This window comes from Flavobacterium riviphilum (assembly GCF_055231795.1).
The window spans coordinates 1-16,833 of record NZ_JBUYSY010000007.1 but is presented as its reverse complement, the minus strand read 5'-3'; the positions used below and the strand labels follow the sequence as shown (position 1 = coordinate 16,833).

The following is a 16,833-nucleotide window of genomic DNA, read 5'->3' as shown; positions in this document are numbered from 1 at the left end:
ATTCCATTGAATGTATAAGTACACTATACCATAGGCTATAAAATAAAAAGGTTAAAACTAATAGAAGACCTAGGAGTCTATAAAATTCAAGTATATTTCAAGATGTTTTTTCATCAGCAATTGAAAACCTTGCACATCTTTTCTTTTAATGGCTTCTAATAAATCTTTGTGGCTCACCAAATTTTCTTTTGGTATTTCTTTATTGTACTTCTCAAAATAAGTAGTATAGTTTTCATCTACAAACAAAAACACCTTATGAAAAATCTCTTGATATCTTGAAATAAGTTTGTTTTTGGTGATTCGATATAATTTGGTATGAAAATCATAATCTGCAGCCACTGTGAATTTATTATACTCACTGGCAGAAGTAGTCTTGACTAAATTTTCCAATTCCTGAATATCTTCTTCGGTTATATTCTTAAAAATCAAATCTGCACTTCCAATTTCTAACGCCAAACGCAGTCCAAGAATTTCTTTTATACTTTCCAAACTCATCAAAGTAGGCTCAATAACCTTACTCATGCCACCTAACATGTCAGGCTCCGATAAAATCATCCCACGACGTGTTCTACTTTGAATCAACCCCAACATACGAAATCGACTCAAAGCTTCGCGCAAAACAGAACGCCCCACACCAAGCGCTTCGGTCAACTCCAACTCTGTAGGTATAGACTCTCCTGGTTTAATTTTTCTTTCTTTAAAATACCCTAACAATCGTTCTTCTACCAAATCCACCAATGTAGAAGTAGGTTCATTTATCTTAAGACTATTCATTTTGTTTTATTTGTATGACAAATATAACTAATTAAATATAATATAAAAATTTTTAGATAAAAAAATACATATTATTTTTTTAAAGCTAATTAACTGGATTTTATTCAATAAAACGAAACAAAACATAAAATCACTAATTCTAAACTATAGCCAACAACCACAAACCATAAGCTTAATCAGTAAAAAAATCAAGAAAATAAAAAAAAGTTCATCATCAAAAGATAATACACAATCAGAAAACAAAACGCTCCAACCCCAATATTCCTTGTTTGGATAACATTAAAAAAAGAAAACTTCAGGACTCAAATAAAGCCATGAGAACAGCTTATTTTAAGTATAGATAAAGCATAACAAAGCCCACTTTAAAGTATGGATAATGTATAGATAATGTATAGATAATGCATAGATAATGTATAGATAATGTATAGATAATGCATGAATAATGCATGAATAATGTATGAATAATGTATGGATAAAGTATGGATAAAGTATAGATAATGTATGGATAAAGCATGAAAACCCTATTTTAGAAAGAAGCACTTTTCACCAACACCACTTAACTATTCAAGGCCTTAACTTTTAAATACAGAACACTATTCTGCAAACAATTTTAACACCACTCAATCATTACACCCTAACCAATCAAGAGGAGAATCAGTATCCGATATCGCCAAAGCTAATAATTGCTTCAAACTAGGATCCATATGATCAGAATTAGACAATATCACCATACCCAAACGCGCCTCTGGATAAGAAACAAAATAATTTTTCCACCCACTTATATTGCCTGAATGAAAAAAGGCTTTTCCAAACTTCGAATCAAAAGTACCTACCCCTAACCCCCATCCTAAAGCTATAGAATCATTAACCTGAGTAAGCATCCGACTTCTTTCTCCCCATCCTCTTTCGGTATGAATTCGGATTTGTGTATCACACATTTGAGCAATAGCGGAATTTTCATTTTTGCATGCTTTATGTATTGCCATCAAAAAATAAGCATAATCTGTTGCTGTAGTCACTAGCGAACCCGCTGCACGAGACACAGTGCGTTTTTGAGCTTTAGTAGCCTTTTGATCCGAAGTGTGCCCCACCGCAAAATTATTATCAAATTCAGGCTTCCATATCATACTGCTGTACTGCATTTTTAAGGGCCGAAACACCAAATCTTGTATCAAAACATCTAGTGATTTTGACATTCGTTGCTCCATAACAAAACCAAGAAAATTCATTGCCACATTAGAATAATCAAATACTTTTCCCGGCGGAGAAACAATGCGCAAATGATCATCTATTACATCAATACCACTACTATGACTTAAAATTTTTCGTGCAGTTAAAAGCAGAACCCCTTCTTGATCTGCTAGCTCGGCCCATTCCGGAAAAGTTGCCAAAGGAGCTTTTAAATACTGCACAAGCGGCACGTCTAACGCAAAAGACTTTGCATCAACAAGCTTCAAAAAAGCATATGCTACTATGGGTTTAGTAAAAGAAGCACCATAAAGTATGGTTTGCGGATTCATCTTTTCGTTTGTTCTACTATCTCTTACTCCAAAAGATTGGGCATAAACAATTTTATCATCTTGAAACACCGCACAGCTTAGCCCTGTAATTGCAGCACTATCAGCTAGATGTTGTATTTTTTGGGTCAATCTATCAATGGCTATAGTTTTTCCATCGAGTTGTTTGAAGCGCTGAGCCAACACGACAGAAACATCAAATAAACTTACAACAAGCAGTACTATTGACCATTTTAATTTCATATTCACCCAAAATAGTATTAAAAATAACTAATTCAATTCCAAAACCGTAGTGCTTTTTACTTCACTAATCATAAAAGTACTATGCGTACTTCCTATATGTTGTAGCGTGGTCAATTTGGTAACCAAAAATTCACGATAGGCCTCCATGTCTTTAACCATCACTTTTAAAATATAATCATAATCTCCACTTACATGATGACATTCTACGACTTCAGGCAAACGAATTACTTCGCTTTCAAATCGTGTTAAAAACTCACGGGTATGCTGAATCAACTTCAAATGGCAAAAAACAACAAAGCCTTTATCAATCTTAGTATGGTCTACTAATGCCACATATCGGAGTATCACGCCTTCTCTTTCGAGTTTTTTAATCCGCTCGTAAACGGCAGTTACCGACAGATTAAGCAAAAAAGACAACTCTTTATTGGTCTTTTTACTATCGTTTTGTAGTAAAAATAATAATTTTTTATCTATTGAATCGAATGTCATAAAGAATACTTTTTTTTAAAACTTGAAAAATACACAATTGTTTAGAATATAAATCTATAAAAATAATATTAGATAGCAAAATATCCCGTATTTGAAGCAAACTATTGATTTAAAATTGAATATCATCGAAATTTACAAAACAAATATCACTCAATAAAAACGACTTAATCTAACTCAAAAACATTATGGACAATTTCAACCCTGCCGACAACATTCAAGACTTACAATATTTTGGAGAATTTGGAGGTGTAAACCCTTCTATTTCGGATTCTTCCACTTACACTTTTTTATCCGCCAAAACCATGTTCGACACCTTTGAAGGGAACATGGAAGGATGTTACCTGTATTCACGTCATTCTTCTCCAAGTAACTTATATTTGGATCAAGCTATCGCCGCTATGGAAGGAACTGAAGCCGCAAACGTTGCTGCATCCGGAATGGGAGCCATCACACCCACCCTACTTCAGCTATGCAGCCAAGGTGACCACATCGTTGCATCGAGAACCATATACGGAGGCACCTATGCTTTTTTAAAAAACTTTATTCCCAGATTCGGAATTACAACTTCATTCGTAGACATTACCAAACTCGACAAAGTAGCAGCTGCTATCACTTCTAAAACCAAAGTGTTGTATTGTGAAACCGTAAGCAATCCACTTTTAGAAGTTGCCGACATCAAAGCACTTTCGATACTTGCTAAACAGCACAATTTAACATTAGTAGTTGACAATACCTTTTCTCCATTATCTGTAGCGCCTGCCAAATTAGGTGCCGACATTGTGATTCACAGCCTTACCAAATATATCAACGGAAGTAGCGACACGGTTGGAGGGGTAACTTGTGCCAGTAGAGCATTTATCAACAGTTTGAAAAATGTGAATACTGGTGCCAACATGTTGTTAGGTCCCACTATGGATAGTTTACGTTCAGCAAGTATTATGAAAAACTTGCGCACCCTACACATTCGAATGAAACAACATAGTTATAACGCCTTATATTTAGCTGAACGATTTGAAAAAGATGGACTTAAAACTGTCTACCCAGGCCTAAAAAGCCACCCAAGTCATGAATTATATAAAAGTATGATTAACCCCGAATACGGGTATGGTGGAATGATGACTATTGATGTTGGTAATTTAGCCACTGCTAACGCTCTAATGGAGTTAATGCAAAATCGTAATTTGGGTTATCTAGCTGTAAGTTTAGGCTTTTACAAAACCTTATTTAGCGCTCCAGGAAGCTCAACTTCTAGCGAAATTCCACTAGAAGAACAAGCAGAAATGGGATTGACCGATGGTTTAATTCGATTTTCTATTGGACTAGACAACAATATTGAAAGAACCTACCAAAACATGAAACAATGCATGGTAGAACTAGGAGTCCTTTAAAATTATCAAACAAAAAGAGGCTTTTTTCAAAGCCTCTTTTCTTTTAAAACCAAAAAATAAACATTAAATATCAAAACGATCTGCGTTCATCACTTTATTCCAAGCTAAAACAAAATCGTTTATGAACTTTTCTTTAGCATCTGCACAAGCATATACTTCTGCCAATGCTCTTAATTCAGAATTTGAACCAAAGATCAAATCTACTCGAGTAGCCGTCCATTTAACTTCGCCAGTTTTTCTATCTTTTCCTTCAAACACTTGATCCGATCCTGTAACACCAGCCCATTTAGTGTTGATATCAAGAAGATTAACAAAAAAATCGTTCGTTAAAACTTCTTTTTGCTTTGTAAACACTCCATGTTGAGATTGACAACAGTTCACATCCATTACTCTTAATCCCCCAATTAGAACAGTCATTTCTGGAGCAGTTAATGTTAGCAATTGTGCCTTATCTATCAACATTTCTTCGGCTGAAACTGTATACTGTTTTTTATAGTAATTTCTAAACCCATCAGCAACGGGTTCCAAAACGGCAAAAGAATCTACATCTGTTTGTTCCTGAGTAGCATCTGTTCTTCCTGATGTAAAAGGCACCGCCACAGTATGACCACCTCTAGCGGCAGCTCTTTCTATCCCTACATTACCACCAAGGACTATTAAATCAGCTATGGAAACCGATTGACCATTTGAAGAAGCGGCATTAAAATCACGTTGAATTTTTCCTAGTACGTCAAGCACTTTGGCTAATTGTTTAGGATTATTTACTTCCCAATCTTTTTGAGGTGCTAATCGAATTCTGGCGCCATTAGCCCCACCACGTTTATCGGAACCTCTAAAAGTTGCAGCAGATGCCCAAGCAACGGAAACTAATTCTGAAACACTTAAGCCCGATTCTGAGATTTTAGTTTTTAATACTGATATTGATTCATCACTCAATACTGTATGGTTACGAGCCGGTATAGGATCTTGCCAAATTAAAGCTTCTTTAGGTACTTCGGGACCCAGATAACGCTCTATTGGCCCCATATCACGGTGAGTTAATTTAAACCAAGATCTAGCAAATGCATCTGCAAAAAGATCAGGGTTTTCATGGAATTTCCGTGATATTTTTTCATATTCAGGATCAAAACGCAACGCCAAATCAGTGGTAAGCATTATGGGCGTATGACGTTTATTAGGGTCATGTGCGTCTGGAACTGAATCAGCCCCCATACCATGCTTGGGTTGCCATTGATGGGCTCCTGCCGGACTCTTGGTCAACTCCCATTCATACCCAAATAGATTCCAAAAAAAGTTATTACTCCACTTAGTGGGAGTAGTGGTCCAAGCTCCTTCTAAACCACTAGTTATCGTATCACCTCCATTACCTGTGCCAAAAGTGTTTTTCCAGCCCAAATTTTGCTCTTCAATTTCTGCTCCGGCAGGCTCAGGTCCAACATATTTACTTGGATCAGCAGCTCCATGTGTTTTCCCAAAAGTATGCCCCCCTGCAATCAAAGCAACAGTTTCTTCATCATTCATGGCCATACGAGCAAAAGTTTCTCTAATATCTACAGCCGCTGCTAATGGATCTGGATTTCCATTGGGACCTTCTGGATTTACGTAAATCAACCCCATTTGCACTGCCGCCAAAGGGTTTTCTAATTCTCGATTTCCAGAATATCTTTTATCTTCAAGCCATTTCCCTTCTGAACCCCAATAAATATCTTCTTCTGGCTCCCAAACATCTTCGCGACCACCACCAAAACCGAAAGTTTTAAATCCCATGGATTCTAAGGCGCAATTCCCTGCTAAAATCATCAAATCTGCCCACGAAATTTTCTTTCCATATTTTTGTTTTATAGGCCATAACAACAAACGTGCCTTATCTAAATTAGCATTATCAGGCCAACTGTTTAATGGAGCAAAACGCTGTGTACCGGAACCAGCACCACCTCTTCCATCTGCAATACGATAGGTACCAGCACTATGCCATGCCATTCGAATAAAAAAAGGACCATAATGACCATAATCAGCAGGCCACCAATCTTGAGAATTTGTCATCAATTCAAAAATATCCTTTTTCAAGACCGCATAATCTAAACTGTTGAAGGCTGCTTTATAATCAAAATCCAAACCCATTGGATTGGATAAATTTGAATTTTGACGCAGTATAGACAAATTCAACTGATTGGGCCACCAATCGCTATTCTTTGTACCTCCGGCACCACTTTTAGTAACTGAACCACTCGAAAAAGGACATTTCCCACTCTCTTTCAAAGACTGATTGTTATTTTCCATAAATTATTGTTTTTTAGTTAAATACCTTTTACTTGCTAATTTATTTAAGATTAAACTTTTGTTTTTTCAAAATCAATAGATAATAACTATTACCTCATCAAAAAACTCCTTTAAAGTTACTCAAAATCAAACAAATAAGTTGCACCAACTGCATAAAAAATACATTTTATAATAAATGAAAATCAACAAAATGCTTTTATATGGAAAATTCTATTTTATTTTCTCTTTAAAAAATTTAATTTAAAAAAACCTTTCACATTTTATTTAGGATTATAATAAGATTTTATTAAGTTTACGCCACCTAAATCATAAAATAAACTTATTTCAAATATGAAAAGATTACTATTATGGGCTGTATTAGTAGCTAATTGTTCCCTTAGTGCACAAAATAAATTTGGCATTGTTGGCGAACAAAATTGGTTGAACGAGTGGACTAATTTCAAACCTGCTGTAACAGAATATCCTGAAAATGCGGTTTTGTTATCTGGTATAATAGACAAAAATGTTAAATTAGTTAACACTAACACTTACTTACTAGACACTCGAGTATATGTAACTAACAATGCTACACTTACAATTGAACCTGGTACAATCATTCGATGTGGAATAGGTGATATTGATAATTGTGGGGCCTTAGTCATCACTAAAGGTGCTAAGTTAATTGCAGAAGGCACTGAGAAATCGCCTATTATTTTTACTTCAAACAAAATAGCTTCTGTTAGAAAACCTGGGAATTGGGGTGGTATCGTTATTTTAGGCAATGCTCCGGTAAATAAAATTGAAAAAGACAATCAACATTTTTTAAACGGTTTTGGTTTAAATGAAGGGTATTCTTTATACGGAGGAGATAATTCAGAAGATTCCTCCGGAATTTTGAAATATGTTCGAATCGAATATGCTGGCAAAAAAATGCCTGGCACAAAAGAACTCAATGCCTTGACTCTAGCCGGTGTAGGAAAAAAAACCGTATTAGACCATATCCAAGTAAGCTATTCTAATGCTGATGCTTTTCAAATTCTTGGTGGAAATTTGAATTTGACCAATTTAATTTCATTTCGTTCCGATGACGATGATTTTGATTTTTCACAAGGTGCCCAAGCATCAATTAGCAATTGTTTAGCGATACGCCACCCATTTTCATCGGGTTCAGGAAATTCACGTTGTTTTGAAATTGACTCATACGACAAAATTGACGAAGCTGATCTCAACAAAAACTTAACCACTATAAATGCCAAAAACGTAACTTTTGTAAACTTAGAAGACAACTCTCAAGGTTTAGTAAAAGAAGCCATTTACTTGAAAGAAAACAGTGCATTAACTCTTATGAATTCAGCAATTTCTGGATTTTCTACCTTTTTACTTCTGGGTGAAAAAATTGCTTTGAACAATGACTACTTTTCAAAAATATCCTTAAGTAATATATCTTTGAATAGATGCAAAGAAAACATTATTAGTGAAGAACAAAGCTATAATTCCAAGTTGAAATATTGGCCTGATTTAACTTCTTTAGGTTTTGAAATCAACACAACATCTCATCAAGATTATTTTATTTCTACCGATTTTAAAGGCACCCCCGACCTAAGAAAAAAAGATAATTCAACTATTGCCAACAATCACTAACAAAATCACAACAATAAAACCCATTTACCCCGTTTAAGACATGATTTTTAACAAAATTATCTTAAAGCAGAAAATAAAATTTTTAGAATTTATTTGATTAATTCAATTTCATTTATATATTTGCCTCAACAAAAAAAATATGAGAACAATAACAAACAATACTTGGTGGTGGAATACTTTACGTCAAACGTCGTGAACAAAGCTCCTATAGTATTATTTGAACAATTATAATAAAAGGCTTGTCATTCACGACAAGCCTTTTTTTTTTACAATTATTTTTAAAATCTGAAAACAGCTCAACCTAACTATAATAAAATGAAAACATACTTATTAAAAACACATTACAAACAAATCCTTGCCGACACCATAACCCCGGTGAGTGTTTATCTTAAAATACGAGATAAATTCCCCAACAGCTTATTGCTAGAAAGTAGTGACTATCACGGAAACGACAACAGTTTCTCCTATATATGCTGTCAACCTATTGCTTCTATAAAAATAGAAAACGAAATCATTACCAAGCAATATCCAGATGGCACCTCCGAAGCTATAAATATTGATGCCTCAACAAATATTCCAGCAATCATTCAATCTTTTTCGAATCAATTTCAATCGCAAAAAAATGATTTCAAGTTCATTAATAATGGTTTATTTGGTTACATAGCGTATGATGCTGTACGTTATTTCGAAAAAGTAAGTATTGCCAAAAAAGAAAACAGCAATTCTATACCAGATGTATATTATGCGGTGTATCAAAACATCATTGCCATCAACCATTTCAAGAACGAAGCCTATATTTTTAGTCATAGTTTGGATGGCAAAAACAACATCGCTGAAATCGAACAACTCCTGCAATCCCGAAATATAGCAACCTATAAATTCTCAAAAGAAGGCGAAGGTTTTTCCAATCTTACGGATGAAGAATTCAAACACAACGTAGCATTAGCCAAAAAACATTGTTACCGTGGCGATGTGTTCCAATTGGTCTTGTCAAGACGTTTTACACAAGGTTTCAAAGGAGATGAATTCAATGTGTATCGTGCTTTGCGAAGCATTAACCCTTCCCCCTATTTATTCTTTTTTGACTATGGTGATTTCAAACTATTTGGTTCTTCTCCCGAAGCTCAGATTATTGTAAAAAACAGAAAAGCCGAAATTCACCCTATCGCCGGAACTTTCAAACGAACAGGCGATGATGAAAAAGATGCTGTTTTAGCCAAAGCCCTTTCTGAAGATAAAAAAGAAAATAGCGAACATGTGATGCTCGTAGATTTAGCCAGAAATGATTTGAGCCGCAACGGACATGACGTTCAAGTAGAGAAATACCGTGAGGTGCAATTTTTCTCCCATGTGATTCATTTAGTTTCCAAAGTTACAGGGTATTTACACGAAAAAGCCCTAACATTACAAGTGGTCGCAGATACCTTCCCTGCTGGAACCTTGAGTGGTGCTCCAAAACATAGAGCGATGCAATTGATTGAAGATTATGAAAAAACCAATCGTGCTTTTTATGGAGGTGCCATCGGTTTTATGGATTTTGAAGGCAATTTTAATCACGCCATTATGATTCGAACTTTCTTGAGCAAAAACCATCAATTGCATTCGCAAGCAGGTGCTGGAATCGTAGCCAACTCAGATGAAGAAAGCGAAATGCAAGAAGTGTATAACAAACTTAGAGCCTTAAATACGGCATTGGATTTGGCAGAGAAAATTTAAAACAAAATTAAAACAAATTTAAAGATTTAATAATTTAAGAATTTAAAGATTGTAGAAACATCATTTTTTTCAATCTTTAAATCTTTCAATTTTTCAATAAAAAAAATGAAAAAAATACTAGTCATAGACAATTACGATAGCTTCACTTACAACTTAGTACATTATTTAGAAGATTTAGATTGTGAAGTAACGGTGTACCGAAACGATGAATTTGATTTGGATGAAATCGCTCATTTCGACAAAATTTTATTATCGCCAGGACCTGGTATCCCTGACGAAGCAGGCTTGCTCAAAGCAGTGATACAAAAATACGGTCCCACCAAAAGCATTTTTGGGGTATGTCTTGGTCAACAAGCCATTGGAGAAGTCTACGGCGGTACTTTGTCCAATTTAGACAAAGTATACCACGGAGTAGCCACAACAGTAAAAACTATTGTAAATGATGAACTCCTTTTTGATGGATTGGAAGCAACATTCGAAGTGGGGCGCTACCACTCTTGGGTGGTCGATACAAATGTACCCGATGATTTAGAAATCACATCCATAGACGAAAACGGCCAAGTGATGTCGTTACGCCACAAAACCTATGATGTTCGCGGCGTACAATTTCATCCTGAAAGTGTCTTGACCCCTGACGGAAAAAAAATGTTAGAGAATTGGGTGAAAAAATAGTAGGCAGTCATCAGTATTTAGTAGGCAGTCCTACTTAAATCAAAAAAGAAGAATCTTAGTTATTTACAAACCTAGTATTTCATAAAAATGAAAAACATATTAAACAGACTCATCAATCATGAAATGCTTTCGAAGGAAGAAGCAAAAAATGTATTGATTAATATATCCAACGGAAGTTATAATCCTAGTCAAATTGCCTCTTTTTTGACCGTTTATATGATGCGTAGCATTAGCATAGATGAGTTAGCTGGTTTCAGAGAAGCATTATTGGATTTGTGTATCAAAGTAGATTTATCCGCCTACAATGCCATTGATTTATGTGGTACAGGTGGCGATGGAAAAGATACCTTTAACATCTCCACTTTGGCTTCCTTTGTTGCGGCGGGTGCAGGAATAAAGGTAGCCAAACACGGGAATTACGGAGTGTCTTCTATTTCTGGTTCCAGTAATGTACTCGAAAAAATGGGCGTTCAATTTAGTAACGACGCCTCATTTTTAGAAAAATGTATTGACCAAGCTGGTATTTGTGTGTTGCACGCACCTCTTTTTCATCCTGCTATGAAAAATGTAGGCCCCATACGAAAAGAACTGGCCGTAAAAACCTTTTTCAATATGTTAGGCCCGATGGTCAATCCTTCTTTTCCTAAAAATCAATTGGTAGGGGTTTTCAATTTGGAATTAGCCAGAATGTATGGCTATTTGTATCAAAACACCGAGGTGAATTTTACTATCCTTCACGCACTCGATGGCTACGATGAGATTTCATTAACCTGCCCTACTAAAACAATTACCAAAACAATGGAAGGGATGCTGCATCCGACTGATTTTGGTGTGTCCCTTTTATCTCAAAACGAAATCGAGGGTGGAAAAACCATCGAAGAATCAGCTGCTATGTTTCTGTCCATTCTTTCAGGAAAAGGAACAGAAGCCCAAAACAATGTGGTTTGTGCCAATGCTGCTATGGCCATTGCAACCGTTACTCAATGCACTCCTTTAGAAGGATTTCAAATAGCGAAAGAAAGTTTGCTGTCTGGTAAAGGCTTGGTAGCTTTGAACAAACTAAAAAACATAAGCCCCCCAACCCCCAAAGGGGGAGCAATTTAAAATAGTAATGAAAAATTAATTAGAAAACAAAAAGGAACCCAACTCGCCCAACAGTTCCCCCTTCGGGGGTTAGGGGGCTTATAAGTTATGAACATCCTAGATAAAATCATCATCGATAAAAAAAGAGAAGTCCTTCTCAAGAAATCCATTATTCCTGTTTCGCAATTGGAAGCCTCGGTGTTTTTTGAAAAACAGACGATTTCGCTTAGCCAAAAATTAAAAGAAAGTCCTTCTGGAATTATTGCCGAACACAAACGTCGTTCGCCTTCCAAATCCATCATCAATAATAATTTTACGGTTGAAGAAGTAGTAAAAGGCTATGAAAATGCTGGTGCTTGCGGCATTTCGGTACTAACCGACGGTAAATATTTCGGGGGTTCGCTAGACGACTTGCTTTTGGCTAGAGCCTCGGTAAATCTTCCACTTTTGCGAAAAGAATTCATTGTAGACGAATACCAAATCCTAGAAGCCAAAGCCCACGGAGCCGATTTAATCCTACTCATCGCAGCAGTTTTAACTCGTGAAGAAATTCAATCGTTATCCCAATTTGCTAAAAGTTTAGGACTAGAAGTTTTGCTTGAAGTGCATAATTTAGAAGAATTAGAAAAATCGATTATGCCCACACTGGATATGATTGGAGTAAACAATCGCAACCTCAAAACCTTCGAAGTGAGTTTGGATTTTAGCAAAGATTTAGCCTCCAAAATTCCAAATGATTTTGTCAAAGTATCCGAAAGCGGCATTTCGACTGTTGAGGCCATTCAAGAATTAAAACCCTACGGATACCAAGGCTTTTTGATTGGAGAAAACTTTATGAAAACAGATAACGCAGGCGAAGCTGCCACTGATTTTATAAAGAAAATAGCCCCCTAACCCCCGAAGGGGGAGCAAACCAATAAGTTACTAGCAACTAACCACTATTGTTATGAAACCAAAAACAAATCAGCATTCAACATCCGCACAAGAACTCCCCCTTCGGGGGATGGGGGGCTTTGGTCTTAAAATCTGCGGTATGAAATACCCTGATAACATACTCGAAGTAGCAGCCCTCCTACCCGATTATATGGGATTTATCTTTTGGGAAAAATCGGCTCGTTATTTTGAAGGACCGTTGCCTGAGTTACCCAAATCTATCAAAAAAGTGGGGGTTTTTGTCAACGAAAAAAGTGACATCATCCTAGACAAAGTAGCTCAATATGATTTACAAGCCGTACAGTTGCACGGACAAGAATCAGTAGCTTTTTGTTTGGAATTAAAAAATAAATTAGGGACTAGTGTCGAAATCATCAAAGTATTCTCAGCAGAAGAAACCTTTGATTTTAGCCTATTAAAACCCTACGAGCCTGTTTGCGATTTCTTTCTTTTTGATACCAAAGGCAAATTACCTGGAGGCAACGGAACCACTTTTGATTGGACCATTTTACAAAACTATCCTTCCTCAAAACCTTTTTTCCTTAGTGGAGGTATCGGGATTGACGAAATCGCAGCAGTAAACGAAATCTTGAACACCCATTTACCCCTTTACGCCATAGACGTAAATAGTAAATTTGAAATAGAACCTGGGTTGAAAAACATTGAAAGATTGAAAAATTTAAAAATTAAATTAACCGATGACTCTAAAAATTAGATTCATCTTAAAAATATATTTAAAATGTTATACCACGTAAACGAAAAAGGCTATTATGGTCAGTTTGGAGGAGCTTACATTCCAGAAATGTTATATCCTAACGTAGAAGAATTGCGCCAAAACTATTTGGACATTACCGCTACACCCGATTTTAAAGAAGAATTCAACCAACTATTAAAAGATTATGTTGGGCGTCCAAGCCCATTGTATTTTGCGAAGCGATTGTCTGAAAAATACAAGACCAAAGTCTACCTAAAAAGAGAAGACCTCAACCATACAGGCGCGCACAAAGTCAACAACACGATTGGACAAATTCTAGTCGCCAAAAAATTAGGCAAAAAACGCATCATCGCCGAAACAGGTGCGGGTCAGCACGGCGTGGCTACCGCTACCGTTTGCGCCTTAATGGGATTAGAATGCATCGTTTATATGGGCGAAATCGACATTGCTCGTCAAGCACCCAACGTGGCTCGAATGAAAATGTTGGGTGCTACCGTACGCCCTGCGTTATCAGGTTCACGTACGCTAAAAGACGCCACTAACGAAGCCATCCGCGATTGGATTAACAATCCCGTAGACACACATTACATCATTGGCTCTGCCATTGGACCGCACCCTTATCCTGATATGGTTACCCGTTTTCAAAGTGTCATTTCCGAGGAAATCAAATGGCAATTAAACGAAAAAGAAGGTCGCGAAACCCCAGACTATGTCGTTGCTTGTATTGGTGGCGGAAGCAATGCTGCTGGAACATTTTACCATTTCTTAGACCAAAAAGAAGTCGGCATTATTGCCGTAGAAGCCGCTGGAAAAGGCGTCGATTCGGGTCATAGTGCTGCTACGAGTAAACTAGGTAAAATGGGAATTATTCACGGTTGTAAAACCCTGTTGATGCAAACCCCAGATGGGCAAATTACGGAGCCCTACTCTATCTCGGCTGGGCTAGACTATCCGGGTGTGGGACCTATGCACGCGCATTTGGCTGAATCTGGTCGTGCCGAATTCTATTCCGTTACTGATGATGATGCGATGGCGTTTGGACTCGAATTGTGTAAACTAGAAGGCATCATTCCCGCCATCGAAACCTCGCACGCCTTGGCTATTTTCAAACAAAAACAATTCAAACCCTCAGATATTGTCGTGATTAGCCTTTCAGGACGAGGAGATAAAGATTTAAATACGTATATTGACTACTTTAAATTGTAGTAGGGCGTTTCCACAAGGGTCGGGCTGTACGCTATATCTCTAGGGGCGAACCCCGCCCCTAGAGGATGCCGCTCCCATCCCTAACGCAAACCCTGCATGACCAGAAATGAAGTAGTCATTAACACCAAAACACCATGCAAAAATTATTCACCTACGGCACCTTACAAAATCCAGATGTTCAAGAAGAACTCTTTGGACGAATTTTAGTGGGAAAACCAGAAACCTTAAAAGGATATCAATTGAAAGAAATTCAAATTGAAGAAGAGTTTGGATTGGTGAGTTACCCCATTATAACCGAAACACACAACCCTAACGACACTATCCACGGTATTGTTTATGAAATTTCTGCTACCGATCTACGTCAAGCCGATTTGTATGAGGGGGTCTACTACAAACGGGTGGAAGTACATTTACAATCCAACCAAAAAGCATGGGCCTACACTTTAGCACAATAAAAAAAAATTTTTAAAATCATCATGAATCGTATACATCAAAAATTACAAGAAGATAAAAAAATATTGTCCATCTATTTTTCTGCGGGCTATCCTAATCTAAACGATACTGTACAAATTATTCAAGATTTAGAAAAAAATGGCGTCGATATGATCGAAATCGGATTGCCTTTTAGCGATCCTTTGGCCGATGGTCCTACCATTCAGGCGAGTTCCACTCAAGCCTTGCACAACGGCATGACCACACAAGTATTGTTTGATCAACTAAAAGACATTCGAAAAACAGTAAGTATTCCACTAGTGATTATGGGGTATTTTAATCCGATGCTACAGTATGGTGTGGAGCCATTTTGTGCAACATGCGCCGAAATAGGAATCGATGGATTGATTATTCCTGATTTACCTGTAGATGTATATGCTGACGAATACAAAGCAATTTTTGAAAAATACGGTTTAAAAAACATCTTTTTAATCACGCCACAAACTTCAGACGAACGCATCCATTTTATCGATAGTGTTTCGGATGGTTTTATTTATATGGTAAGCTCGGCTAGTGTAACAGGTTCGAGTGCCGGATTTGGAAACACACAAGAAGCGTATTTCCAACGCATCGCGCAAATGAATCTAAAAAATCCTCAAATTGTTGGTTTCGGTATTCACAATGCCGAAACTTTTGAGCAAGCCACTCAATTTGCCAAAGGAGCCATCATTGGCAGTGCCTTTATCCACTATTTAAAGGAAAATGGGACTCGTGACATTGCAACATTTGTAAAATCGATTCGGAACTAATATTTAAAATAAGCTAAAAAATGAGTACTGCAAAACATTCAAAATTTGTAGTACTCTTTTCCTCTTGATTTTCCTCTACCAAGAACAGATATTTATTTCAAACTGTATTCGTTTGAGTGACCTTTTAATTTATAATCGAAAGTTTGTTTTTTTGACATTTCTTTAACCCAAATCCAATGAATCAGGTGAAATTTTCATAGGACATCCAATGCAAAACCCAAAACAGAGCAAATTAAAACAACGAGCATTACTTTCATCTCTGTCGAAGAAATTAAACTACTTAACAAGATTGAAGTTTTATAGAAAAATAAAAAAAGGACACTTTATTAAGTAAACATCACAAGCAACCTCAACCTTATTCTTTTCATTTCCAAACCTTTATTCAATAATTATTCTTAAATTTATAGTGCTTAAATTCTCTTTATACTAAAAGAGAAACAAAGAAACTTAAATAGTAAGAACAATGGCTTTTGTAGATTATTATTCCATTTTAGGTGTTGAAAAAAATGCCTCTGAGGCTGATATCAAAAAAGCGTATAGAAAATTAGCGCGAAAATATCATCCTGACTTGAATCCTAACGACAAAGAAGCCGAGCAAAAATTCAAAGCCCTTAACGAAGCCAACGAAGTTTTAAGCCATCCAGAAAACAGAAAAAAATACGATCAATATGGCGAAAATTGGCAGCATACTGACGAAATCGAAAAAGCGCGACAACAACAACAGTATCAATATGCCAAAAGTTCTCAAAATGATTTTGACAACTATACTAGCCAAGGAGAGTATTCGGATTTTTTTGAATCGCTATTTGGAGGTGCTCAAAATAGTAGGAGAAGAAATACAGGGTATAAAGGCCAAGATTATAATGCTGAGTTGCATTTGGAACTCAATGACGTGTACACTACTCATAAACGCACACTCAACATTAATAGCAAAAACATTCGGCTAACCATACCAG

The 16,833-nt window shown here is 36.5% G+C and carries 15 protein-coding genes; 11 read left to right on the top strand and 4 right to left on the bottom strand.

Features of this window, described 5'->3' with window-relative positions; all coding sequences use genetic code 11:
* Window positions 1-69 precede the first annotated feature (69 nt).
* The 3 genes from ACZIX2_RS08450 to ACZIX2_RS08440 all read right to left on the bottom strand — a co-directional run bounded on the left by ACZIX2_RS08450 (window position 70) and on the right by ACZIX2_RS08440 (window position 3,023).
* Window positions 70-774 (bottom strand): FadR/GntR family transcriptional regulator, encoded by a 705-nt coding sequence (locus tag ACZIX2_RS08450; protein ID WP_463339659.1) that lies wholly within the window; start codon window positions 772-774, stop codon window positions 70-72.
* Between the two features lie 620 nt (window positions 775-1,394).
* Complete coding sequence (locus tag ACZIX2_RS08445) at window positions 1,395-2,534, bottom strand: serine hydrolase domain-containing protein (protein ID WP_463339658.1); 1,140 nt, start codon at window positions 2,532-2,534, stop codon at window positions 1,395-1,397.
* A 27-nt stretch (window positions 2,535-2,561) separates the two neighbouring features.
* Window positions 2,562-3,023 carry an Lrp/AsnC family transcriptional regulator gene (locus tag ACZIX2_RS08440; protein ID WP_463339657.1) on the bottom strand — a complete coding sequence of 154 codons (462 nt, stop codon included), beginning with the start codon at window positions 3,021-3,023 and terminating at the stop codon, window positions 2,562-2,564.
* A gap of 185 nt (window positions 3,024-3,208) precedes the next feature.
* Here ACZIX2_RS08440 and ACZIX2_RS08435 point away from each other — a divergent pair, with 185 nt between their 5' ends.
* Window positions 3,209-4,411: an aminotransferase class I/II-fold pyridoxal phosphate-dependent enzyme gene (locus ACZIX2_RS08435; protein ID WP_463339656.1), complete on the top strand. Its 1,203-nt coding sequence runs from the start codon at window positions 3,209-3,211 to the stop codon at window positions 4,409-4,411.
* Window positions 4,412-4,474: 63 nt separating this feature from the next.
* On the opposite strand, the gene katG is transcribed toward ACZIX2_RS08435, so the two are convergent.
* Entirely contained in the window at window positions 4,475-6,691 is a 2,217-nt protein-coding gene (gene katG, locus ACZIX2_RS08430; protein ID WP_463339655.1) for a catalase/peroxidase HPI, read from the bottom strand.
* A 330-nt stretch (window positions 6,692-7,021) separates the two neighbouring features.
* On the opposite strand from katG, the gene ACZIX2_RS08425 reads away from it, so the two are divergent.
* The 10 genes from ACZIX2_RS08425 to ACZIX2_RS08380 all read left to right on the top strand — a co-directional run.
* Window positions 7,022-8,311 carry a hypothetical protein gene (locus tag ACZIX2_RS08425; RefSeq protein WP_463339654.1) on the top strand — a complete coding sequence of 430 codons (1,290 nt, stop codon included), beginning with the start codon at window positions 7,022-7,024 and terminating at the stop codon, window positions 8,309-8,311.
* A 315-nt stretch (window positions 8,312-8,626) separates the two neighbouring features.
* A complete protein-coding gene (locus tag ACZIX2_RS08420; RefSeq protein ID WP_463339653.1) occupies window positions 8,627-10,027 on the top strand; it encodes an anthranilate synthase component I family protein in 1,401 nt (466 codons plus the stop codon).
* A gap of 105 nt (window positions 10,028-10,132) precedes the next feature.
* Window positions 10,133-10,699, top strand: a complete 567-nt coding sequence (locus tag ACZIX2_RS08415; protein WP_463339652.1) for an anthranilate synthase component II — start codon at window positions 10,133-10,135, stop codon at window positions 10,697-10,699.
* A gap of 87 nt (window positions 10,700-10,786) precedes the next feature.
* Complete coding sequence (gene trpD / locus ACZIX2_RS08410) at window positions 10,787-11,803, top strand: anthranilate phosphoribosyltransferase (protein ID WP_463339651.1); 1,017 nt, start codon at window positions 10,787-10,789, stop codon at window positions 11,801-11,803.
* Window positions 11,804-11,890: 87 nt separating this feature from the next.
* Window positions 11,891-12,676, top strand: coding sequence for an indole-3-glycerol phosphate synthase TrpC (gene trpC / locus ACZIX2_RS08405; RefSeq protein ID WP_463339650.1), 786 nt, complete (start codon window positions 11,891-11,893; stop codon window positions 12,674-12,676).
* 109 nt (window positions 12,677-12,785) lie between these two features.
* Window positions 12,786-13,430 carry a phosphoribosylanthranilate isomerase gene (locus ACZIX2_RS08400; protein WP_463339743.1) on the top strand — a complete coding sequence of 215 codons (645 nt, stop codon included), beginning with the start codon at window positions 12,786-12,788 and terminating at the stop codon, window positions 13,428-13,430.
* Between the two features lie 24 nt (window positions 13,431-13,454).
* The gene (gene trpB, locus ACZIX2_RS08395; protein WP_463339649.1) at window positions 13,455-14,636 is read left to right on the top strand and encodes a tryptophan synthase subunit beta; all 1,182 of its coding nucleotides are present in this window, start codon (window positions 13,455-13,457) and stop codon (window positions 14,634-14,636) included.
* 134 nt (window positions 14,637-14,770) lie between these two features.
* Window positions 14,771-15,091, top strand: coding sequence for a gamma-glutamylcyclotransferase family protein (locus ACZIX2_RS08390; protein ID WP_463339648.1), 321 nt, complete (start codon window positions 14,771-14,773; stop codon window positions 15,089-15,091).
* 21 nt (window positions 15,092-15,112) lie between these two features.
* On the top strand, window positions 15,113-15,877 hold the full coding sequence (trpA, locus tag ACZIX2_RS08385; RefSeq protein WP_463339647.1) for a tryptophan synthase subunit alpha: 765 nt from the start codon (window positions 15,113-15,115) through the stop codon (window positions 15,875-15,877).
* A gap of 463 nt (window positions 15,878-16,340) precedes the next feature.
* Window positions 16,341-16,833, top strand: a 493-nt coding sequence (locus ACZIX2_RS08380; protein ID WP_463339646.1) for a DnaJ domain-containing protein, incomplete at its 3' end; no start/stop codon positions are given.

What these genes read in the sequence shown, in the direction of transcription:
- ACZIX2_RS08400 (WP_463339743.1), top strand. Translation starts at nt 12,786, where the DNA reads ATGGGGGGCTTTGGTCTTAAAATCTGCGGTATGAAATACCCTGATAAC.
- ACZIX2_RS08420 (WP_463339653.1), top strand. Translation starts at nt 8,627, where the DNA reads ATGAAAACATACTTATTAAAAACACATTACAAACAAATCCTTGCCGAC.
- ACZIX2_RS08445 (WP_463339658.1), bottom strand. Translation starts at nt 2,534, where the DNA reads ATGAAATTAAAATGGTCAATAGTACTGCTTGTTGTAAGTTTATTTGAT.
- trpC (WP_463339650.1), top strand. Translation starts at nt 11,891, where the DNA reads ATGAACATCCTAGATAAAATCATCATCGATAAAAAAAGAGAAGTCCTT.
- katG (WP_463339655.1), bottom strand. Translation starts at nt 6,691, where the DNA reads ATGGAAAATAACAATCAGTCTTTGAAAGAGAGTGGGAAATGTCCTTTT.
- trpA (WP_463339647.1), top strand. Translation starts at nt 15,113, where the DNA reads ATGAATCGTATACATCAAAAATTACAAGAAGATAAAAAAATATTGTCC.
- trpB (WP_463339649.1), top strand. Translation starts at nt 13,455, where the DNA reads ATGTTATACCACGTAAACGAAAAAGGCTATTATGGTCAGTTTGGAGGA.
- ACZIX2_RS08425 (WP_463339654.1), top strand. Translation starts at nt 7,022, where the DNA reads ATGAAAAGATTACTATTATGGGCTGTATTAGTAGCTAATTGTTCCCTT.
- ACZIX2_RS08390 (WP_463339648.1), top strand. Translation starts at nt 14,771, where the DNA reads ATGCAAAAATTATTCACCTACGGCACCTTACAAAATCCAGATGTTCAA.
- ACZIX2_RS08440 (WP_463339657.1), bottom strand. Translation starts at nt 3,023, where the DNA reads ATGACATTCGATTCAATAGATAAAAAATTATTATTTTTACTACAAAAC.
- ACZIX2_RS08415 (WP_463339652.1), top strand. Translation starts at nt 10,133, where the DNA reads ATGAAAAAAATACTAGTCATAGACAATTACGATAGCTTCACTTACAAC.
- trpD (WP_463339651.1), top strand. Translation starts at nt 10,787, where the DNA reads ATGAAAAACATATTAAACAGACTCATCAATCATGAAATGCTTTCGAAG.
- ACZIX2_RS08435 (WP_463339656.1), top strand. Translation starts at nt 3,209, where the DNA reads ATGGACAATTTCAACCCTGCCGACAACATTCAAGACTTACAATATTTT.
- ACZIX2_RS08450 (WP_463339659.1), bottom strand. Translation starts at nt 774, where the DNA reads ATGAATAGTCTTAAGATAAATGAACCTACTTCTACATTGGTGGATTTG.